Origin of the sequence: Burkholderia sp. PAMC 28687, from assembly GCF_001577465.1 — a bacterium.
GTDB lineage: Bacteria > Pseudomonadota > Gammaproteobacteria > Burkholderiales > Burkholderiaceae > Caballeronia.
On sequence record NZ_CP014507.1, the window covers coordinates 944,500 to 964,818 of the forward strand.

Sequence of the window (20,319 nt, forward strand, 5' to 3'; positions counted from 1 at the left end):
CGTTGTTACTTAAACAGGATGCGCCCATCGCCGATACGACAGTACCAGCTTTTCGCGTGGCTTAGCCGCAGGGTCCTTCGTAAAGTTATACGTAGGCTTAGCGTCCTTCGGGATACCGGTAGTAGCTACTGGCAACGACTTCGCCTCACTCGCTACCGCAATGATCTGTGCCCCTGAGTTGGCAGGAACACTCACAACCGACAATTCATGAATCTCTATCTTGCTATAGTGCATGCCCGTATCAATCTTATGTCCGTCGATAGGCATAAATCCCACGCTGAAAGAACTAAGCGCCTTAGCCTGCAACTTACTCCACGTGTTATCCGCGAGGGCATCTACGCCAGCGGGAAGCAACGTAGCGTTAGCCAGTAGCTTATTCCCTACTAACTGCATGCTAGTTACTGTCCCGACGACCTGCTTGTGATCGTGCTGCAGCAGTAGAGGCAAAGGTAGCTTAAACGTAGCTCCGCTCACATCAACGGTATCGCCAGTGCGGTCCAAATCTGACGTACTAGCGTAACCCGCAATGTTCCGTGCGCTCATTGTGTATCAGTCCGGCTAAAGCCAACATTGAATTCCGCAAATTGCTCAGGCGTGAGATACAAGGCTTTCTGTGCGTACTTAGGGCCGACCACGACAGAGAACGTAGCCTTATGATTTAGCGTCTGTTTCGTGATACCAGCGATTGCAGCTTTACGCTGCTCCGAAGTCATCGAGTACCGATACGACTGTCCTAGCTCTTTATAATCAATCATTGTGTATTCCTTATTGTTTAGTTGCGACGGACGCGAAGTTTATACGTACAGCCAATTACTTAAGGCCACCAAGCAGCGCGTTAAGAGTGGCGACAAGCTCGCCCTTTGCGGTCTCATGCGCTGTAGCCATAACCAGCCGGCCCCGTACACACGCCTGCTGTGTCATCAGGCGGCCAATCTCGTTCGTAGCCACATTCTGCCCCGTGACCAGTGCGGGATCGAATACCAGGTCGATGTGTGCAGCCGCAGCAGCCAGTACAGCCGCATGCCCGCCAGTCGCAGCGATAAGCTCCGCACGCAGGCGTCCGATGGTCGAATTCTGTACTTTGATCGCGTCGCTAATGGCGTTCAATTCAGCCGTAATCGTCTCCACACTATCGCCCTCGTACGCCAATGCTGCAGCGTTACGCTCTTGCCAGATAGCCGCGCGGCGCGTCAAGTCGGACGGGGGGAATTGACCGGCATCCTCGGTATAGTGATAAACCACAGGCGGATGCGGAGGAGCTACCGACACAGCAGACATTACATCGGCGAGGGTAAGCTTCGAGCTAGCGGTGATAGGCGTAATTACGACTTCTGACTTTTTGTTAAAATTGAACATTTGGATTCCTTATTACTGCTGGCAGGGAAAATTCCCGGCATCAACAATGACCGTGATGTTTATATCGTCAAGCTCGGCTGGTCTAGCGATGAACTTGCTTATGTGATCGATACTGCTAGCGGCCTATCCGGGATCAGAGATGAACGGGCCTACTGGTACTACTCTTGTGCGTTAATAGACCCCGTAAAATAGGGTGCCCAGAACTATGTAGGGCTGCTTAGTAGCTGCTGCGGGGTAAGTCCAGCTAACGGTAGCACCGGAGACACTAAAGTTAGGCCGCAAGCAATCCATCGTAGGAAGGCCCCATATTCCCGAGGGCTGGAATGCGTACCATATCGTCCCCGGTACTGGAACGGTTGCGGAACCACTTGAAGTGTCGATAAGACTAACGGAACCTGCAAAGCGACCTAGACGCGAAGTGATATCAACAAGCATATTTCCCGCTTGATCGAAGCATTGAACGCCTACGGTCATTAGTGGTTAGCCTTAGCAATGAAGTGTTCGACGGACAATTTAATAACAGCAGCTACAGAGCAATCCATCTCGGTAGCTACTTGACGGAGTTGCCGATGGAATTCGGGATTAACGCGTGTGCTAATAACTCGGTCCTCTGAGTAAGGTACTTCGGGTACGTTGTGATTAATCATGGTAGATAATTCTCAATTGGTTTGTAGACAAATAGGAATGCACCCGGCCCGGTTAGGGTCAGTGCGCGGCGTGAAGCTCTGGGGATTTGGGGTACTGCGGGGGACTATTACCATTACATCAAACAACACAATCAACGGGTGGAGGGCAACCGTCTTATCTCAATACCCACACAGCATACCACCATCCGAAAAGTTGCGCGTAAGGCGTTGATAATAGGAGATATTTAGTAGTCTATTTGTGGACTCGTACTAAGTAGCGCGAAAACGGCTATTGTTGCGGAAATTGATATAGTAAGGTGGTTTAGTAGGTGATAACCCTAGTGCGGCGTCTCAGGGCGTCGGCATCATTTCGGGAGATGCAGCCATTCGGGAGGATAGTGTGTTGTCGGTCTCCCCAATACGTGGGGAACATACCATAATGTGAACTAGCCTAGTAGTAGCTAGAGTTTATCCGGGTAGCGGGATCGTCTATCTCCTAGCTCTAGATAATTTCGCATTGTGGGGCAGGTACTAAAACTACTAGCCTAAGCCTACTGCGAATAAGAATTTTCTTTCTCTCTTATCTTAATCTCATCGTGCTACCCAAAAACGGCCCGCAAAGCCATACTGGGTAAGGGTTTCAGGTCCCCAGCCTGCTAACGGGCAGGGCGTTCCGACCATGAGCAGCCGGGAGATTGCGGAGCGCACGGGTAAGGCGCACCCTAAAGTTGTAGGCGATATCGTCAGGATGTTTGAGCAAATGGGCGAGGTAGACCAATCGGCGGGTTTCCGCCGGATGGTCCCAATTGCGATAGGAAGCGGTGCGATGCGTGAATTCCTTACCTACAACCTCCCGAAACGCGAGTGCATGATTTTAGTCTCCGGGGAAAGCTGCGCGACGACTACATAACTGTCCCGCTTTGTTACCAGATACTCTATGAGAGGCCTACCAGAAGTGGGCTTTTCCCGCAACGCGGGAGAAGTAATAACTCCACGCGCTACCAGCGAGTCAGTAAAAGGTACATCCCGCAGCGCGGGTTCTACAATAGTGTCGATAACTTGTTCGTCCACCAATGGCGGTTGGATAATTACCCGGCGATCCACTAGACGCTCAATCGTGCGCTTACGTAACTGTCACGCTTGCCTAGCCTGTACTCCATTACCGGCTTAGGTCCAAGGCCAGAATTGGAGACTTCCTCAATTTGAGGGAGTGTAATAACCCGCCTCTCTGCAAGCATCTCGATAACCCGCTTTACGTTATCGTGCCGCTTCTCGACCAACACGGCAATCTCACGGCTAGACATTGTTTCTACATCACTACTCGTAACAGTCTCATCGGTAGTCCTACTCGTTAGTTGTTCTCCCGTTCCTCACCTTTTGTCCCGCAGTCGTGTCCATCAGGCTACATTTTCAAGTTCGTAACTACTTGATTCTTAACGAATCTCACAGTTCGCCCTCTTCTCCGATGAAAACGACGCCATCATGCCGGGCGAAGTCAACGTGCGCCCCGCCGCCGAAGGCAAACTCGATCTTCTGACGGTGCTCGATTTCCGCATGAGCACGACCTGCCTCTACGGCGACATCGTGTTGCCGACCGCAACGTGGTACGAGAAGGACGACCTCAATACATCGGATATGCATCCGTTCATTCATCCGTTGTCGGAAGCCGTGCAACCGTTATGGGAAAGCAAGAGCGACTGGGAAATCTACAAGGGCATTGCCGAAAAGTTCGCGGAAATCGGCGGTGCGCATCTGGGCACGCGCACCGACCTGGTCTGCACGCCGCTCATGCACGACACCCCGGGCGAGCTCGGCCAACCGTTCGAACCTAAGGACTGGCGTGCGGGCGAATGCGACTTGATTCCGGGCAAGACCGCACCGTCCATGACCGTCGTCGAGCGTAACTACAAGGATGTGTATCGCAAGTTCACGTCGGTCGGACCGCTGCTCGATACGCAAGGCAACGGCGGCAAGGGCATCAACTGGAATAGCAAGCAGGAAGTCGGCGAGCTCGCGGACATCACGAAAACCGTCACCGAACCGGGCGTGAGCCTAGGACGTCCGCGTCTGGATACGGCTATCGATGCAGCCGAGATGATCCTCACGTTCGCGCCGGAAACCAACGGGCATGTGGCAGTCAAGGCGTGGGAAGCATTGTCGAAGATCACGGGACGCGAACACGCGCACCTCGCGCTTGGCCGCGAGCACGACAAGATCCGTTTCCGCGATGTCCAGGCACAGCCGCGCAAGATCATTTCCGCGCCCACATGGTCGGGCCTCGAATCCGAGGAAGTCAGCTACAACGCCGGTTATACGAACGTGCATGAACTGATCCCATGGCGCACGCTGACGGGCCGCCAGCAGTTCTACCAGGATCATCGCTGGATGCTGGATTTCGGCGAAGGCTCGTGCGTGTATCGGCCGGCGATCAACACGAAAACCGTCACCGCCATGCTTGGCGCAAAGCCCAACGGCGAGCATGAGCTCGTGCTCAACTGGATCACGCCGCACCAGAAATGGGGCATCCACTCCACTTACTCGGACAACCTGCGCATGTTGACGCTCTCGCGCGGCGGACCTCACGTGTGGGTGTCTGAAGCAGAGGCAAAAGAAGCAGGTCTCGTCGATAACGACTGGGTGGAAGTGTTCAACGTGAACGGCACGCTGACAGCGCGGGTCGTGGTGAGCCAGCGCGTGCCGCGAGGCATGTGCCTGATGTATCACGCGCAGGAAAAGATCGTGAACGTGCCGGGGGCCGAAACAAGCGGCATGCGCGGCGGCATCCACAACTCGGTCACGCGCACGGTGCTCAAGCCGACGCACATGATCGGCGGGTACGCGCAGCAAGCCTACGGTTTCAATTACTACGGCACCGTGGGATCGAACCGCGACGAGTACGTGATCGTGCGCAAGATGAAAAAAGTGGCGTGGCTCGAAGGTCCGCTGAAGGAACATGAAGGAGCTGCATCGTGAAAATTCGTGCGCAAGTCGCAATGGTGTTGAATCTGGATAAATGCATCGGTTGCCATACGTGCTCCGTGACGTGCAAGAACGTGTGGACCTCGCGCGACGGCGTGGAGTACGCGTGGTTCAACAACGTGGAGACGAAACCCGGCATCGGTTATCCGAAGGAATGGGAGAACCAGAAGAAGTGGCAAGGTGGCTGGATACGCGATGCATCTGGCCGACTGCGTCCACGCCAGGGCGGCAAGCTGAAGGTGCTCGCAAACCTGTTCGCGAACCCGAATCTGCCGGCTATCGACGATTACTATGAGCCGTTCACGTTCGACTACGAGCATTTGCAGAAAGCGCGCCTGAGCGAGACGCCGCCGACCGCGCGCCCTGTTTCAGTCATCACCGGCAAAAAGATGGACAAGATCGTCTGGGGTCCGAACTGGGAAGACGATCTGGGCGGCGAGTTTTCATCGCGTGGTCGTGACGCGTTGTTCGAGAACGTGCAGAAGGAGATGTACGCCACCTTCGAAAACACCTTCATGATGTATTTGCCGCGGCTGTGCGAGCACTGCCTGAACCCGGCGTGCGTGGCGTCGTGCCCGTCAGGTTCTGTTTATAAGCGCGAAGACGACGGCATTGTTCTCGTCGATCAGGACAAGTGCCGCGGCTGGCGCATGTGCATCTCGGGGTGCCCGTACAAGAAGATCTACTTCAACTGGAAAAGCGGCAAGGCCGAAAAGTGCATCTTTTGCTATCCGCGACTTGAAGCAGGCCAGCCGACCGTATGCTCGGAGACGTGCGTGGGACGGATTCGCTATCTCGGCGTGCTGCTCTATGACGCCGACAAGATTGGCGACGCGGCAGCGGTTGAAAACGAGAAGGACCTGTATCAGTCGCAGCTCGATGTGTTCCTCGATCCGCACGATCCCGCCGTGCAGGCCGAAGCGCTCGCGCAAGGCATTGCGCAAAGCTGGCTGGATTCCGCACGCAAGTCGCCGGTCTACAAGATGGCGGTTGAATGGAAGGTCGCGTTTCCGCTGCATCCCGAGTACCGGACGTTGCCGATGGTCTGGTACATCCCGCCCCTTTCGCCGATTCAATCGGCGGCGGATGCGGGTCATATCGGCATGGACGGCATCATTCCGGACGTGAAGAGCCTGCGCATTCCGGTGAAGTATCTGGCCAACCTGCTGACCGCCGGCGACGAAGCCCCAGTCACGTCCGCTCTCGAACGCATGCTCGCCATGCGCGCGTTCAAGCGCGCTGAAGTCGTGCATGGCCGCGCCGAACCGGAATTGCTGAAGGGCCTGAACATCACGCCCGCACAAGTCGAAGACATGTACCAGACGATGGCCATTGCGAACTACGAAGACCGTTTCGTCGTGCCGTCATCGCATAAGGAAATCGTCGAAGACAGCTTCAACGACAAAGGCAGTTGCGGCTTTACGTTTGGCAATGGCTGCTCGGGCGGGGTCTCGGAAGGATCGTTGTTCGGCAAGAAACCGCAGGGCAGCGTGGTATTCGCCGACATGCCGAAGTCGCGCAAGCAAGCTGAGGCCTCGTCATGAACACCACGCTTTCCATCTACACGTTGCTCGCGACCTTGCTCGACTACCCCGAGCAGGAATTGCTCGATGCACTTGGCGAGATCGATCAGGAGCTGCAAGCGTTCCCGGACACGACCCGCGCCGCGCTACAGCCGCTCGTCGCCTTGCTCAATGCATCCCCGTTGATCGAGTTGCAGGAGAACTACGTCGCGACATTCGACCGGAATCCGGCGCATTCGCTGCATCTGTTCGAGCACGTTCACGGCGAAAGCCGGGACCGCGGACAAGCCATGGTCGATCTGCTCGATGAATACCGCCGGCATGGCCTCGAAATGGCGACGAACGAATTGCCGGACCACGTGCCGCTGTTTCTGGAAGTCCTCGGCAACATCGAGCCCTCCGAAGCACGTGCTTTACTCGACGAAGCCATCCACGTCCTCGCCGCGTTAGGCGACCGTCTTGCTCGCGATCAAAGCCCGTACGCCGGTGTCTTCACAGTCCTGCGTTCAATGACCGATGTCGTCCCGCAAGCCGCCGAGATTCCACCTGTTCGCGACATGGACGAGGCGCTCGAACGCTTCGGCCCGGGCGCGGACGGAGTCGAACCGCTGCTTGCTCCATCCACGTCCACGCCGATGGCCCAGCCGGTGCATTTCCATCCGCGTCCACCGGCCACGGCCAACTGAGTTCAAGGGACCCGCTCATGCTCAATCAATTTCTGTTCGGCATTTATCCGTATATCGCGGCCGCCATCTTCCTGTTCGGCAGCCTCGCGCGTTTCGAGCGCGAGCAGTACACATGGAAAACCGACAGCTCGCAGATGCTTCATCGCGGCAATTTGCGGCTGGGCAATATCCTGTTCCACATTGGCATTCTCGGGTTGTTCTTCGGGCATCTCGCCGGCTTGCTGACGCCGGTCGCCGTATGGGATTTTCTCGGTGTCGATCACAGCACGAAACAAGCCGTCGCGATGATCGCCGGCGGCATCATGGGATGGCTGTGCCTGTCGGGACTGCTGATCCTGATTCATCAGCGCATGACCAACGCGCGTGTTTCGGCCGTCACCCGCACGGGCGACAAGGTCCTGCTGCTCTGGATTCTTTGCACGCTGCTGCTGGGACTGACGACGATCGGAGAATCGTCCGCTCATATGGACGGTCACGTGATGGTTCAGCTGATGACGTGGGCGCAGCACGTGGTCACGTTCCGGGGCGACGCCCCGAGCTTCGTTGCGAACACCCCGCTGCTGTTCCGCCTGCATCTCTTCATGGGCATGACGCTCTTCGTGATCTTCCCGTTCACGCGGCTCGTGCATGTCTGGAGCGGCTTCGCCTCCGTGACGTATCTGGGCCGCGCATGGCAGATCGTTCGGCCGCGCTGATCGGCGCTTGTTCGCGCTTATTGTTTGGAAAGGAACATCATGGCAATCACAGTCAACGGCACGGAACTGACAGACCAGGATATCGAACGCGAGTTGGCCGGCGAAGCAGAGACGCCCGACGCACATCAGGCGGCGCTGACGGCGGCGGTGCTGCGCCGCGTGCTCCTCGATGAAGCCGCAGATCTGGACCTCGCGTCCGCTGCGAGCGACGAGGAGTTGATCGAAGCGCTGCTCGAGCATCAGATCACCGGGACCGCCGCGCCCACGCACGAAGAGTGCAAGCGCCATTACCTGGCGGATCAGGAACGCTGGCGCGTGAACGAGCGCGCGAGGGTCAGCCACATCCTGTTCCAGGTGACCGAACGCGTGGACCTGGCGGCGCTGAGAAAACGCGCGCAGCAAACGCTCGACGCGTTGCTGGGAGCGGGCGCCGACATCGAACTGCGTTTCGTCGATGCTGCGCGGACGTTGTCCAATTGCCCCTCGGGACGGGATGGCGGCGCGCTCGGAGAAATCGGCCGCGGCGATACCGTGGCAGAATTCGAGCGCGCGGTATTCGCCGCGCCCGCCGGCACGCTCTGCCCTGCGCTCGTGGAAACGGAATTCGGTTTTCATATTGTCCGCGTTCACGAAAAATCGCCTGGCAGAATATTGCCGTTCGAACAGGTCGAGTTGCGTATCCGCGAAGCGATGTCGCTCGCACTGCGCGACCTTGCCGAACAGCGCTATGTCACCGAAGCAGTAGCGCGCGCGGATATCAAGGGTTGGAAAGACGGGAAAGCGATATGACGCAAGCGGCGGCAAAGCTGCACATCTTCGGAATCTGCGGGCGTTCGGGACAAGGCAAGACCACGCTGATTGAAGCGCTCCTGCCCTGGTTCCAGGCGCGCGGCCTGATTGTGAACGTGGTGAAACACAGCCATCATTCGATCGATCTGGAACCGCCCGGCAAGGACAGCGCACGGTTTCGCGCCGCCGGCGCGGGAGAAGTGCTGATCGCTTCGCCGTACCGTTACGCGATCGTGCGTGAGTTGTACGATGGTCCCGAGCCGCCGCTTACTGATCTGATTGCGCGGCTGAGTCCCGCTGACCTCACGCTCGTGGAAGGCTTCACGCGGGAGCCATTGCCGCGTCTGGAAGTCGTGCGGCCGGGCGAGGGTCGCGATCCGCTGTATCTCTCCGATACGGCGATCCTCGCCATCGCCACCGACGACGCCCCGCGTCTTCATGCCGCACCCAATGTTCCGCTTCTGCCTCTGGCGGACGTCGCGGGGATTGGGGAGTTCATATGTAAAACAGTCGGACTTTCGCTTTAAGCTGCGGGTACGCCGGATAATCAGGAGTCTTTGCTTTTTCCTGGCATCAACCCGGCTTCCACCCGCAGTCCAATGTCCGACCTTCTCTTTCACGCGGCTTCGCCCGCCACACCCCTGCGCTACCGGCTTTCCACCCGCATCGTCACATTGTCGGGCGTGGCGCTGGCGCTGTTCTTATCGATGATCGTGGGGACGCTGTGGCTGTCGTGGCAGCTCGAAGGCGCCGGCGCCGCGATCAACGACGCCGGCAGCCTGCGCATGCGTGCGGGCAACATCGCGATCCAGCTCGGCGAAATGCGCGCCGCCCGTCCCGCCAACGTGGCTTCGCAAAGCGCACAACTCGACCAGACGCTCGCGCGGCTCGACCAGGGCGATCCGGTCCGCCCGCTCTTTCTACCGGAAACGCCTGCCATACGCGTGCAATTCAATGTCGTATCGGCGACCTGGCGCGACGCGCTGAAACCCGCGATCGCACAGAACGGCATGGCCCCTCACCTGTATCTCGACCGTCTGCCCGCCTTTGTCATGCAAGCCGATGCACTCGTGCGTCTGATCGAGCAGGAAAACGCGCGCAAGACCGCGTGGCTCAGGCGCTCGCAACTCGCGCTCGCGGCACTGGCCTGCCTTGGCACCATGGCGATCGTGTACCTGCTCTACGCGTGGTTCGTGCTGCCCGTGAGGCGCCTGGAACGCGGTTTGTCGCGTATTGAACAACGCGAATTCACCGCTCGCCTGCAAGTCGAATCGCGCGATGAATTCGGCCATCTGGCGCAGGGTTTCAATCGCATGGCGGCCGAACTCCAAAGCCTTTACCAGGACTTGGCGCTGCGCGTTACGCACAAGACCGCGCAACTTTCGGCACGCAACGGCGAACTGCTTGCGCTCTACGAGATGACGGCATTCCTGCATGGCGCGCACGACGTGGAAGTGCTGTGCCGCGGGTTTCTGACGCGCGTGATGCGCCAGTTCCACGCCGATGCAGGTTCGGTCCGCATACTCGCCCCGGACGATGACAATCTCCATATGGTCGTCTCGGAAGGATTGCCCGAGCGCATGACCGACGTTGAACGCTGCATGCCGGCGAGTGATTGCGTCTGCGGCGCGGTGGCGACAAGCGGTATCGCCGTGATCAGGGACCTGCGTTCGGGACGCGCCTCGATCAGCGCGCCCGCAGTCGATTGCAGCACCGCGGGGTTCGCCGCCGTCACTGCGTTCGGTATCGTCTCGAAGCAGATTGCGCTCGGCTCGTTCTCGCTGCACTTTCGTCACGAACGCGACATGCTGCCGTCCGAGACGCGGTTGCTCGAGACGCTCGGACGGCATCTTGGCACCGCATTGCAGAACCATCGGCTGGCGGCGGCCGCCCGTCAGCTTGCGGTGGCGCAGGAGCGCCATCTGGTCGCGCAGGGCTTGCACGACAGCATTGCGCAAAGCCTCAATTTCCTGAAGATGCAATTACATCTGCTCGACACCGCCGCGACCCGCGACGACTTGAACGAGATCCGCGAGATCGTGCCGCTGCTGCGTGGCGGCCTGGAAGAAAGTTACGAAGATGTGCGCGAACTGCTCGTGAATTTCCGTACGAAGTTCGGTGCGGGAAGTCTTCGCGATGCCATCGAGGAAACGGTCACGCGCTTCGAGCGGCAATCGGGCACGCCCTTGCACCTCGATTACGAAGAGGCAAGCGGACTGCCGTTGCCGTCCGATCAGCAATTGCAGGTGCTGTTCATCCTGCAGGAGGCGTTGTCGAATGTGCGCAAACATGCATCGGCCTCGAACGTGCGTGTCGTCATCAGGAACGCCGAGGATTTTCATCTGACCGTGCAGGACGACGGCGATGGTTACGACCCGGCCGACATCGCGAGCCGCGGCGAAGCGCACGTCGGCTTTCACATCATGCGCGAACGAGCGGCACGCCTCGGGGCGCAACTCGGACTCGAAAGCCGGCCGGGCGGCGGCGCACGCGTTCATCTCCTGCTGCCCGCAAGCAGAAGGCAGGCAGCATGACCATCCGCATTCTGTTGATCGACGACCACACGCTGTTCCGCTCCGGCGTGCATGCGCTGTTGCAGCGCCAGCCGGATTTCGAGGTCGTGGGGGATGCCGCCGATGGCATCGAGGGAATCAAGCGCGCAAAGCAGCATCGGCCGGATGTGGTGTTGCTCGATCTGAACATGCCGGGGTTATCGGGTATCGAGACGCTGCAGTTGCTGCAGCAGGACTTGCCCGACACGGCCGTGATCATGCTGACGGTGTCCGAAGACGTGGATGAACTGACGTCCGCGCTGCGCGAAGGCGCGTGCGGATATCTGCTCAAGAACATGGACGCCGATGCACTCGCCACCATGATCCGTCGCGCCGCCGGTGGCGAATCAGTCATCGCGGAAAGCATGACGCAGCGTTTGATCGCGAAAATGAGGACGCCGCAGAAGGCAGAAGAATTGCCTGCACGCGATGCCCGTGAACCATCCGCGTTGACGCCGCGCGAGCGCGACATTGTGCGGATCGTTGCACGCGGCGCGAGCAACAAGGACATTGCGCGCGAACTCGATCTGGCCGAAAGCACCGTGAAGATTCACGTTCGCAACGTGCTGCGCAAGCTCAACCTGACGAGCCGCGTGCAGATCGCGATCCACGCGCTCGCACGCGGCACGGAAGACTAGACCGTCAGTTCGTGATACACCTCTGCATATCGCAACGCCGAGGCTTCCCAGCCGAAGTCCTGCTCCATCGCGCGATGCACGACGGCCTTCCAGTCGGGCCTCCGCGCTTTCAACGCAAACGCCCGCCGGACGGCCGCGACAATCGACGGCCGGTCGAACTTCTCGAACACGAAGCCGGTGGCGATTTCATCGGCGAGATTCTCAAGCGATGTATCCACGACCGTGTCCGCCAGGCCGCCCACGCAATGCACGAGCGGCAGCGAACCATATGCAAGCGCATAGAGCTGCGTCAGTCCGCACGGTTCGAAACGTGAAGGCACCATCACGATATCGCTGCCCGCGATAATCGAATGAGACAGCGTTTCATCGAATCCGAGTTCCACCGCCACCGATTGGGGATTGGCTGCCGCAGCGTACTTGAGGCCGTTCTCGAGCGCCGGATCGCCGGTCCCGAGCACCACGAGCTGACCGCCGCGCTGGACGATATCGGGAAGCGCCGAAAGCAACAGATCGATGCCCTTTTGCTCCGTCAACCGGCTTACCACGCCAAACAGGAGCGCGTCGGGATCGCGCGCGAGGCCCATGCGTTCCTGCAGCGCCGCCTTGCATTTCTCCTTGCCGGAGATCTTTTCAACGGAATACTGCGTGTTGATGGCTGTATCAGTGGCCGGATTCCATACCGTTTTATCGACACCGTTCAGGATGCCGGTGATGTCGTGTGTACGGGTGCGCAACAGGCCGTCGAGACCGGCGCCCTGAACCCGGGTCTGGATTTCGCGGGCGTAGGTCGGACTCACCGTCGTGATGCGATCGGCGTAGAACAGCCCCGCCTTCAAGAAAGATAAGTGACCGTAAAACTCGATTCCATCGACGGAGAAAAAATCCGCCGGCAATTGCAGCACGCCGAATTCGGCTGCCGGGAAGACGCCTTGATATGCGAGGTTGTGAACCGTGATGACCGACGGCACGCGCACGCCCGACGTGCGTTCCCACGCTCGCAAGTAAGCCGGCGCGAGCCCCGCGTGCCAGTCGTGCGCGTGCACCACGTCGGGTCGCCACGTTGAATCGGCGCCGTGGGCAATGCGCGCTGCCGCCCAGCCGAGCAATGCGAAACGCCGGTCGCTATCGGCATATTGAGTGTGCGATGCATCCAGATACGGATTGCCGGGCCGGTTGTAGAAGGCATCGGCGCGCACGATATACACCACGATCGCATGCGGCTCCAGCACGCCGCGTTCGAGCCTGACATTTCCCAGTCCGAACGCCGGACCGAGATCCGCCACGTGCTCGATCTGCGTCAAACCCGCCACAACAGAGGGAAACGCCGGCAGGACCACCCGGGCATCCGTGCCCAGCTGCATCTGGGCCGGCGGCAAAGCGCCCACTACATCGGCGAGGCCGCCGGTCTTCAAAAGCGGATACATTTCCGCTGCAACATGCAGCACGCATACGGTCATCGGTTCCCCATTGGCTGGTTGCGCTGAACGGTATCGTCCGCTCAGTCTTTCACGCACGCAGTTTAGCGAACTATGACTGCTTTGCTTGTCCGAGACGTGTCAACGCCTCTTGCGTGACCAGCACCACACCGCTTTCCGTCCTGTAGAACCGCTCCGCGTCGTACTGGGGATCCTCGCCGATCACAAGCCCCTCCGGCAGCGTGCAACCCCGGTCGATCACCACCTTCTTGAGCCGGCAACTCGACCCCACCGTGACTTGCGGCAGCAACACGGCTTCATTGATGTGACAGAACGAATTCACCCGTACCGCCGATGAAAACACCGACCGCGACACTTGCGACCCCGCGATCACGCAACCGCCGCACACCAGCAGGTTGTTGATCGCGCCTTGCTGTCCGTGCAGGTCGCGTACGAACTTGCCCGGTGGCAACTGTTCCTGATTGGTCCAGATCGGCCAGCGCCGGTCGTAGAGATCGAGCGCGGGTATCGTCGATGCCAGGTCGAGATTAGCCGCCCAGTACGCGTCGACGGTGCCCACATCGCGCCAGTACGGCGGTGCGTTGGGATCGGTTTCCGACGTCACGCACGACATGCCGAACGGATGCGCGATCGCCCTGCCGCTCGTCACTACGCGCGGCAGGATGTCCTTGCCGAAGTCGTGGTCCGTCTCGGACGTGAGAATGTTTTCCTCGAGCAACTGGTAGAGATACTTCGCGCTGAACACATAGATGCCCATGCTCGCGAGCGCGATGTCGGGCTTGCCGGGCATGGCGGGCGGATCTTCGGGTTTTTCCAGGAACGCGGTAATGCGGCGTTGTGCATCGACGTGCATCACCCCGAACGCGGTCGCTTCCATGCGCGGCACTTCAATGCAGCCCACCGTGCAATCCGCGCCGCTCTCCACATGGTCGAGCACCATGCGCGTGTAGTCCTGCTTGTAGATGTGATCGCCCGCCAGCACGACTATGTATTCCGGGCCGATCGAACGAATGATGTCGAGATTCTGGAACACGGCGTCCGCCGTCCCGCGATACCAGCTTGCATCGACACGTTGCTGTGCCGGCCAGATATCGATGAATTCATTGAATTCGCCACGGAGGAAACCCCAGCCGCGCTGCAGGTGGCGCAACAGCGAATGCGCCTTGTATTGCGTCACGACGGCGATACGCCGGATGCCCGAATTCAGACAGTTGGACAACGCAAAGTCGACGATCCTGTATTTGCCGCCGAAGTGCACCGCCGGTTTGACGCGTTTGTTCGTCAGTGCGCCGAGGCGCGTGCCGCGACCGCCTGCAAGGACGATGGCCAACGTGTTTTTTTGCAAATCGGTGTGACTTTGCGACAATTTCTCTCTGTTCAGCGTCTCCATACTGACCTCCTCTTTTGCGGCCTGTGCGGCCTGTTTCTGATTGTTCCCGACCTGTCCCATCAAATTCGAACCAAAGAATTCGGATTTCCTCCAAAAGATTCAAATGGCTTGGAAATACAGCGCGTGGGATTGATTCTGCTGCAAAGGTAAATAGTTCGCACCTGCTTTTCGGCGTTGGATGGACAAAGATCTAGGTGGTGGCGGATGGGGCTGTGATAGGCCGGTCAGACGCTTGGAAATCCGCGGGTTTCCGGCACCGTGAGCAATCACCGTGCCAAACGAGGCTGCTCGGAGTGTTAAGGTGTCGGGAGGAAGGAAAAATCTGCTTTTCGGCGCGTCACGAAGCCACGCGCCACGGCACAATGACGTGCGGTGCGCCAGGCCTCGGCACATATGGCGCCGCGACCGATCCGCCACATTGGCCAATGACGAAAAAAACATCATGAACAACGTCCTCAGTATTCAGTCGCACGTCGTGTTTGGTCACGCAGGCAACAGCGCAGCCGTCTTCCCCATGCGCCGCATGGGCGTGAACGTCTGGCCGCTCAACACCGTGCAGTTCTCCAACCATACCCAATACGGGCGCTGGACCGGCAGTGCTGTCGACGCCGGCGAGCTCACGCGCGTGATCGAAGGCGTCGGCGCCATCGGCGTACTTTCTCGATGCAATGCCGTGCTGTCCGGATATCTCGGCGCGCCCGACCAGGCCGCGGCGGTGGTCGAGATCGTCAGGATGGTCAAGGCCGTGAATCCCAAAGCGCTCTACTATTGCGATCCGGTCATGGGTGCGGCGACCGGTTGCATCGTGGAGCCGGGAATCCAGGAGTTTCTCGTCACCACCATGCCCGGGATCTCCGATGCCATGACGCCGAATCACGTCGAGCTGCAGAAGCTAACCGGCCGCACAATCGAGACCGTGGAAGAAGCCGTCGAAGCGTGCCGGGAACTCATTGCGCGCGGTCCGAAGGTCGTGCTGGTCAAACATCTGATCGACAGGAACAGCCGCGCCGACACCTTCAACATGCTCGCCGTGACCGAAAGCCAGGCGTGGTTCGCGCAGCGGCCGCTCTATCCGTTCGCGCGCCAGCCGGTCGGTGTGGGCGACCTGACGAGCGCGGTGTTCCTTGCGCGCACGCTGCTGGGCGATTCGGTACGCGGAGCTCTCGAACACTCCCTGGCCGCCGTCAACGCAGTTGTGAAAACCACCTACGAAGCCGGGCGATACGAGCTCGAAATCGTCGCGGCACAAGAAGAAATCGCGCACCCGACCGAGCTGTTTCCCGCGCTCGCTGTTCACGCGGAGTGATACCCCGCGCTGGCCTGACGGCCGGGACCGGGATTTGCTTGCGGCCATGACATCGCCGGCTCCGGCCGGCCCCATAAGGATGCATCGCGAGCCAGCCTCCGGAACTCGCTTCGCATCGAATCAGGGAACGCCATGGCTCAAAGACTTGCAGGTCAAATCGCGCTCGTAACCGGCGGCAGCTCCGGCATTGGTTACGGAGTCGTGCTCGCGCTCGCCGAAGCTGGCGCGAGCGTCGCCATCAACTACCACTCACATGGTGAAGAGGCCGAAGGCCTCGCTGCCAAAATCGAACAGGCCGGTGGCCAGGCGATCGCGATCCAGGCCGACGTCTCCGACGAAGCCGACATCGACGCCATGTTCGATACCCTCGTCAAACGCTTCGGCACGGTCGATATCGTGGTCGCCAACTCCGGCGTGCAGAAGGACGCGAAGTTCATCGACATGTCGCTTGCGGACTGGAACGCGGTGATGAACCTCAATCTCACCGGCCAGTTCATGACCGCGCAACGTGCCGTACGCGAATTTCTTCGACGCGGTCCGCGGCCGGTATCGAAAGCGCTGGGCAAGATCATCTGCATGAGTTCGGTTCATGAGGTCATTCCCTGGGCGGGGCACGTCAACTATGCGGCGTCGAAGGGCGGCATCCAGATGATGATGAAATCGCTCGCACAGGAAGTCGCACCGCACAAGATCCGCGTGAACTCGATCGCTCCCGGCGCGATACAGACGCCGATCAACAAGTCGGCCTGGGACAACCCCGACGCGCTCAAGAAGCTGCTCGAACTCGTACCCTACGGCCGCATTGGAGAAGCGGAGGACATCGGCAATGCGGCGGTCTGGCTAGCATCCGACGAAAGCGACTACGTGACCGGCACCACGTTGTTCGTGGACGGCGGCATGACCTTGTATCCAGGGTTCGCTGACAATGGCTGATCCGCGCACGCAGGACGCTCACGACGACAGCCCGGCCAAGACGGATGCGCCGACCTCGCACGGCATTCCTATCGATGCGCACGGTCTGATCGGCAATATGCGCACGACGGCGCTCGTGTCCACGGAAGGCTCGATCGATTTCATGTGTTTTCCGCGTGTCGATTCGCCGACCATCTTTGGGGCGTTGCTCGACGAAAAGCGCGGCGGCGCCTTCACCATTGCGCCGACCTTCGAGATCGCGCGCACCAGGCAGATGTATCTGCCTGAGACCAACGTGCTGCTGACGCGCTTCATGTCGGGCAATGCGGTGTGCGAGCTTGTCGACTTCATGCCGGTATCGAAAGACGATGAGGACGAGAAAGGCGAGTCGAACTGCGTCGTTCGCGTGATCCGCGCGAAGTACGGCGACATGTCCGTGCGCATGCACTGCGCGCCGCGCTTCGACTACGCCCGTGGCAGCCACGAAGCCGCTCGAGTCGATAAGAACACCATCCGCTTCACGCCCTCAGGCAAGAACCCGGGCGGGATCGACGCGCTGACACTGGACTCGACAATCGAGCTGGGAATCGATGGAAACGATGCTGTCGCGCAGTTCGAACTCAAGGAAGGCGAGACGGCGTGCTTCCTTTTTGGCGGCGAAACAGAGCCCGCTCGCGGCGAACTGCCGTGCAAGCAGGCGCTTTCCGACACCATCGATTTTTGGCGGGCTTGGTCAGCGAAATCGACTTATCACGGGCGTTATCGCGAGGTCGTGATGCGCTCCGCGCTGCTGCTAAAGCTGCTCAGCTCACGCGAGACTGGCGCAATCATCGCCGCACCGACCTTTGGCATGCCGGAAACGCCCGACGGCGGCCGCCGCTGGGATTATCGCTACACGTGGATTCGCGACGCCGCGTTCTCCGTCTACGCGCTGCTGCGCCTCGGCTACGTTGGCGAAGCGCGCGACTTCAAGAACTGGATTGCCGAGCGCAACAAGCAATGCGACTCCGATGGATCGTTCAACGTGATGTACGCCGTCGACGGCGAAGCACCGCCCGACGAAGAAGCCGTCGATACCCTTTATGGCAGCGGCACGGAGCCGCCGTTGATTGGCAATGGCGCGCGCGACCAGACCCAGCTCGACGTGTACGGCGCGTTGCTCGACGCCATCTACCTCTACAACAAGTATGGCGAATCCATCTCCTACGATGGCTGGCAACACGTCACGCGCACCGTCAACTTCGTCGCGCAGAAGTGGCAGAACCCAGACCAGGGCATCTGGGAATTCCGCAACGGTGGCCGGCCGTTACTGCACTCGAGATTGATGTGCTGGGTCACCCTCGACCGGGCGATACGCCTTGCGCAAAAGCGCTCGCTGCCCGCTCCGTTCCAGGAATGGAATGCGGTACGCGACGCGATTCACGAGGACATCTACACGAACTTCTGGAACGATGAGATCAAGAGTTTCGTGCAGACGCCGGATTCGAAAACGCTCGATGCCTCCACGCTGATGATGCCGCTCGTGCGCTTCATAGGACCGAAGGATCCGCGCTGGCTTACGACGCTCGATGCAATCGGCAATGAGCTCGGCGTTGATCCTCTGATCTTTCGCTACACCCGCGGCGATTCACTCGATGGCTTGCCCGGAGAAGAAGGCGGTTTCAGCGCTTGTTCGTTCTGGTACGCGGAGGCGCTCGCGCGCGCAGGCCGTGTGGACGAAGGCCGGCTCGTCTTCGAAAAAATGCTCGCGTATGCAAATCACGTGGGGCTTTATTCGGAGGAAGTCGCCATCAGCGGAGAAGCGCTCGGCAATTTCCCGCAGGCACTGACGCATCTGGCGCTGATCAGCGCAGCGTTCCAGCTAGACCGCAGCCTCGGCGGCGAACATCCGCAATGGTCGTAGAAACACTCAAAGGGTACTGATGAAGCAAATCAAGGTGGACGTCGCCGTCATTGGGGCGGGAACGTCGGGCATGGCCGCGTATCGTGCGGCACGCAGTGCGGGCAAGGAAGCAGTGATCATAGAAGGCGCCGATTTCGGCACCACGTGCGCGCGGGTGGGCTGCATGCCATCCAAGCTCTTGCTGGCAGCAGCAAACGGCCTGCACGATGCCAAGGATCAGGCGGCAAGAGGTATTGAAGGCACGCACGATCTCGAAGCGAACGGCGATCACGTGCTCGCTTACGTGCGCAGCGAACGTGATCATTTCGTCAAGGGTGTGCTGGAGGAAATCGCTTCGTTCCCGCCGGAAACGGTGATTCGCGGACACGCACGTTTCGAGTCACGCAACGTACTGATCGTCGATGATGCAACGCGCATTGAAGCCACGAGCGTGGTCATCGCGACCGGATCGGCATCCGTCATTCCCGACGACTTCAAGATTTTCGGCGACCGGCTCATCACCAGTGACCAGGTCTTCGAGTTGAAGACCTTGCCCAAACGTTGCGCTGTATTCGGCGCAGGTCCTATCGCGCTGGAACTGGGCCAGGCGTTTGCGCGGCTCGGCGTGGACGTCTTCATGTTCAGCCAGAAAAACCAGGTAGGCGCGCTTACCGATACCCCCGTGCGCGATGCGCTGGTCAAAGCGCTGCAGGCGGAGTTCTATCTCGACCCGGACGCAACCGTCCACGAGAAGTCGATGCAGGAAGGCGAACCGACCATCCGCTTCAAATCGCTCGATGGCAGCGATCGCACCGAGCGCTTCGATCTTGTCCTGGCCGCAACCGGCAGGAAGCCGACGCTCGGCAACCTGCGACTGGACACCACGGGTATCGAACTCGACAAGAAGGGTGTTCCCGTCTTCAACGAACAATCGATGCAATGTGGCGACAGCAACATCTTCATTGCCGGCGATTGCGACGGTACGCGGCCTTTTCTCTCCGACGCCGCCGACGAAGGCAAGCTCGCGGGCGACAACGCGGCAAATTTCCCCAACGTGCAGACGGTCAAGCGGAAGGTACCGTTCTCGCTGGTCTTCAGCGAGCCGCAAGTGGCGATCGTGGGCGCGTCCTACGAGGACCTCGATAAACAGATGACAGTGACCGGCAGCATGTCATTCGAAACGCAAGGCCGCAGTCGCGTGCTGAGACAAAATCGCGGCCTGCTGCATGTCTATGCGGATGCGAAAACGGGCAAGCTGCTCGGCGCGCAGGGTTGCGGGCCGGCCGCCGAACATCTGGGTCATCTGCTCGCGTGGGCATTGCAACTTGAACTGAGCGTGGCAGACATGTTGAAGCTTCCCTACTACCACCCGGTCGTTGAAGAAGGCTTGCGCACCGCGCTCAAGGAAGCAAACAAGAAGTGCTTCGAGGCGCGCGCGGAGAAGGCGCCGGAACTCGCGAGCGCAGTGGGTTGCTGAAACGCTTGCACACTTCGGCAGCACGATAAAAAGCCCGCTTGAACCTTATGTTCAAACGGGCTTTTCTTTGCT

General features: G+C 59.6%; 17 protein-coding genes and 1 pseudogene. 13 read left to right on the forward strand and 5 right to left on the reverse strand.

Going from position 1 to position 20,319, the window contains the following annotated elements:
• Positions 1-9 precede the first annotated feature (9 nt).
• From AX768_RS34550 to AX768_RS27175, 3 genes are read right to left on the reverse strand one after another with little or no spacing between them, the layout of a single operon-like run.
• Entirely contained in the window at positions 10-543 is a 534-nt protein-coding gene (locus AX768_RS34550; RefSeq protein WP_062003160.1) for an HK97 family phage prohead protease, read from the reverse strand.
• A complete protein-coding gene (locus AX768_RS27170) occupies positions 540-755 on the reverse strand; it encodes a hypothetical protein (protein ID WP_062003161.1) in 216 nt (71 codons plus the stop codon). The genes AX768_RS34550 and AX768_RS27170 overlap by 4 nt, the downstream gene beginning before the upstream one ends.
• Positions 756-810: 55 nt before the next feature.
• Complete coding sequence (locus tag AX768_RS27175) at positions 811-1,356, reverse strand: hypothetical protein (RefSeq protein ID WP_062003162.1); 546 nt, start codon at positions 1,354-1,356, stop codon at positions 811-813.
• Positions 1,357-2,661: 1,305 nt separating this feature from the next.
• Here AX768_RS27175 and AX768_RS34555 point away from each other — a divergent pair.
• The 9 genes and pseudogenes from AX768_RS34555 to AX768_RS27225 all read left to right on the forward strand — a co-directional run bounded on the left by AX768_RS34555 (position 2,662) and on the right by AX768_RS27225 (position 11,844).
• On the forward strand, positions 2,662-2,892 hold the full coding sequence (locus tag AX768_RS34555) for a Rha family transcriptional regulator (protein WP_062003163.1): 231 nt from the start codon (positions 2,662-2,664) through the stop codon (positions 2,890-2,892).
• Between the two features lie 533 nt (positions 2,893-3,425).
• Positions 3,426-4,955: pseudogene (locus AX768_RS27190) on the forward strand (molybdopterin dinucleotide binding domain-containing protein); the annotation flags it as partial.
• Positions 4,952-6,505: a nitrate reductase subunit beta gene (narH, locus tag AX768_RS27195; RefSeq protein ID WP_062003165.1), complete on the forward strand. Its 1,554-nt coding sequence runs from the start codon at positions 4,952-4,954 to the stop codon at positions 6,503-6,505. The pseudogene AX768_RS27190 and the gene narH, both read left to right, overlap by 4 nt.
• On the forward strand, positions 6,502-7,170 hold the full coding sequence (narJ, locus tag AX768_RS27200; protein ID WP_062003166.1) for a nitrate reductase molybdenum cofactor assembly chaperone: 669 nt from the start codon (positions 6,502-6,504) through the stop codon (positions 7,168-7,170). Before narH ends, narJ begins: the two co-directional genes overlap by 4 nt.
• 17 nt (positions 7,171-7,187) lie before the next feature.
• Complete coding sequence (gene narI / locus AX768_RS27205; RefSeq protein ID WP_062003167.1) at positions 7,188-7,865, forward strand: respiratory nitrate reductase subunit gamma; 678 nt, start codon at positions 7,188-7,190, stop codon at positions 7,863-7,865.
• A gap of 39 nt (positions 7,866-7,904) precedes the next feature.
• Complete coding sequence (locus tag AX768_RS27210; RefSeq protein ID WP_062003168.1) at positions 7,905-8,654, forward strand: peptidylprolyl isomerase; 750 nt, start codon at positions 7,905-7,907, stop codon at positions 8,652-8,654.
• Positions 8,651-9,181: a molybdopterin-guanine dinucleotide biosynthesis protein B gene (gene mobB / locus AX768_RS27215; RefSeq protein WP_062003169.1), complete on the forward strand. Its 531-nt coding sequence runs from the start codon at positions 8,651-8,653 to the stop codon at positions 9,179-9,181. The genes AX768_RS27210 and mobB overlap by 4 nt, the downstream gene beginning before the upstream one ends.
• Positions 9,182-9,253: 72 nt before the next feature.
• Positions 9,254-11,188 carry a type IV pili methyl-accepting chemotaxis transducer N-terminal domain-containing protein gene (locus AX768_RS27220; RefSeq protein WP_062003170.1) on the forward strand — a complete coding sequence of 645 codons (1,935 nt, stop codon included), beginning with the start codon at positions 9,254-9,256 and terminating at the stop codon, positions 11,186-11,188.
• Positions 11,185-11,844, forward strand: coding sequence for a response regulator (locus AX768_RS27225; RefSeq protein ID WP_062003171.1), 660 nt, complete (start codon positions 11,185-11,187; stop codon positions 11,842-11,844). The genes AX768_RS27220 and AX768_RS27225 overlap by 4 nt, the downstream gene beginning before the upstream one ends.
• Here AX768_RS27225 and glgA read toward each other — a convergent pair.
• Positions 11,841-13,301 (reverse strand): glycogen synthase GlgA, encoded by a 1,461-nt coding sequence (gene glgA / locus AX768_RS27230; protein ID WP_062003172.1) that lies wholly within the window; start codon positions 13,299-13,301, stop codon positions 11,841-11,843. The two genes, AX768_RS27225 and glgA, sit on opposite strands and share 4 nt — an antisense overlap.
• A 70-nt stretch (positions 13,302-13,371) precedes the next feature.
• On the reverse strand, positions 13,372-14,670 hold the full coding sequence (gene glgC, locus AX768_RS27235) for a glucose-1-phosphate adenylyltransferase (RefSeq protein ID WP_062003710.1): 1,299 nt from the start codon (positions 14,668-14,670) through the stop codon (positions 13,372-13,374).
• Between the two features lie 442 nt (positions 14,671-15,112).
• Here glgC and pdxY point away from each other — a divergent pair, with 442 nt between their 5' ends.
• The 4 genes from pdxY to AX768_RS27255 all read left to right on the forward strand — a co-directional run bounded on the left by pdxY (position 15,113) and on the right by AX768_RS27255 (position 20,247).
• Positions 15,113-15,976 (forward strand): pyridoxal kinase PdxY, encoded by an 864-nt coding sequence (gene pdxY / locus AX768_RS27240; protein WP_062003173.1) that lies wholly within the window; start codon positions 15,113-15,115, stop codon positions 15,974-15,976.
• Positions 15,977-16,108: 132 nt separating this feature from the next.
• Complete coding sequence (locus AX768_RS27245; protein WP_062003174.1) at positions 16,109-16,909, forward strand: SDR family oxidoreductase; 801 nt, start codon at positions 16,109-16,111, stop codon at positions 16,907-16,909.
• Between the two features lie 97 nt (positions 16,910-17,006).
• Positions 17,007-18,791, forward strand: coding sequence for a glycoside hydrolase family 15 protein (locus AX768_RS27250; RefSeq protein ID WP_082779145.1), 1,785 nt, complete (start codon positions 17,007-17,009; stop codon positions 18,789-18,791).
• A 19-nt stretch (positions 18,792-18,810) separates the two neighbouring features.
• Positions 18,811-20,247, forward strand: a complete 1,437-nt coding sequence (locus AX768_RS27255; protein ID WP_062003175.1) for a dihydrolipoyl dehydrogenase — start codon at positions 18,811-18,813, stop codon at positions 20,245-20,247.
• Positions 20,248-20,319 lie beyond the last annotated feature (72 nt).

Excerpts from the sequence above, each read along its gene's own strand:
- AX768_RS34550 (WP_062003160.1), bottom strand. The coding sequence starts at position 543 with ATGAGCGCACGGAACATTGCGGGTTACGCTAGTACGTCAGATTTGGAC.
- glgC (WP_062003710.1), bottom strand. The coding sequence starts at position 14,670 with ATGGAGACGCTGAACAGAGAGAAATTGTCGCAAAGTCACACCGATTTG.
- AX768_RS34555 (WP_062003163.1), top strand. The coding sequence starts at position 2,662 with ATGAGCAGCCGGGAGATTGCGGAGCGCACGGGTAAGGCGCACCCTAAA.
- pdxY (WP_062003173.1), top strand. The coding sequence starts at position 15,113 with ATGAACAACGTCCTCAGTATTCAGTCGCACGTCGTGTTTGGTCACGCA.
- AX768_RS27170 (WP_062003161.1), bottom strand. The coding sequence starts at position 755 with ATGATTGATTATAAAGAGCTAGGACAGTCGTATCGGTACTCGATGACT.
- AX768_RS27250 (WP_082779145.1), top strand. The coding sequence starts at position 17,007 with ATGCGCACGACGGCGCTCGTGTCCACGGAAGGCTCGATCGATTTCATG.
- AX768_RS27255 (WP_062003175.1), top strand. The coding sequence starts at position 18,811 with ATGAAGCAAATCAAGGTGGACGTCGCCGTCATTGGGGCGGGAACGTCG.
- AX768_RS27225 (WP_062003171.1), top strand. The coding sequence starts at position 11,185 with ATGACCATCCGCATTCTGTTGATCGACGACCACACGCTGTTCCGCTCC.
- AX768_RS27175 (WP_062003162.1), bottom strand. The coding sequence starts at position 1,356 with ATGTTCAATTTTAACAAAAAGTCAGAAGTCGTAATTACGCCTATCACC.
- narJ (WP_062003166.1), top strand. The coding sequence starts at position 6,502 with ATGAACACCACGCTTTCCATCTACACGTTGCTCGCGACCTTGCTCGAC.
- glgA (WP_062003172.1), bottom strand. The coding sequence starts at position 13,301 with ATGACCGTATGCGTGCTGCATGTTGCAGCGGAAATGTATCCGCTTTTG.
- AX768_RS27245 (WP_062003174.1), top strand. The coding sequence starts at position 16,109 with ATGGCTCAAAGACTTGCAGGTCAAATCGCGCTCGTAACCGGCGGCAGC.
- AX768_RS27210 (WP_062003168.1), top strand. The coding sequence starts at position 7,905 with ATGGCAATCACAGTCAACGGCACGGAACTGACAGACCAGGATATCGAA.
- AX768_RS27220 (WP_062003170.1), top strand. The coding sequence starts at position 9,254 with ATGTCCGACCTTCTCTTTCACGCGGCTTCGCCCGCCACACCCCTGCGC.
- narI (WP_062003167.1), top strand. The coding sequence starts at position 7,188 with ATGCTCAATCAATTTCTGTTCGGCATTTATCCGTATATCGCGGCCGCC.
- mobB (WP_062003169.1), top strand. The coding sequence starts at position 8,651 with ATGACGCAAGCGGCGGCAAAGCTGCACATCTTCGGAATCTGCGGGCGT.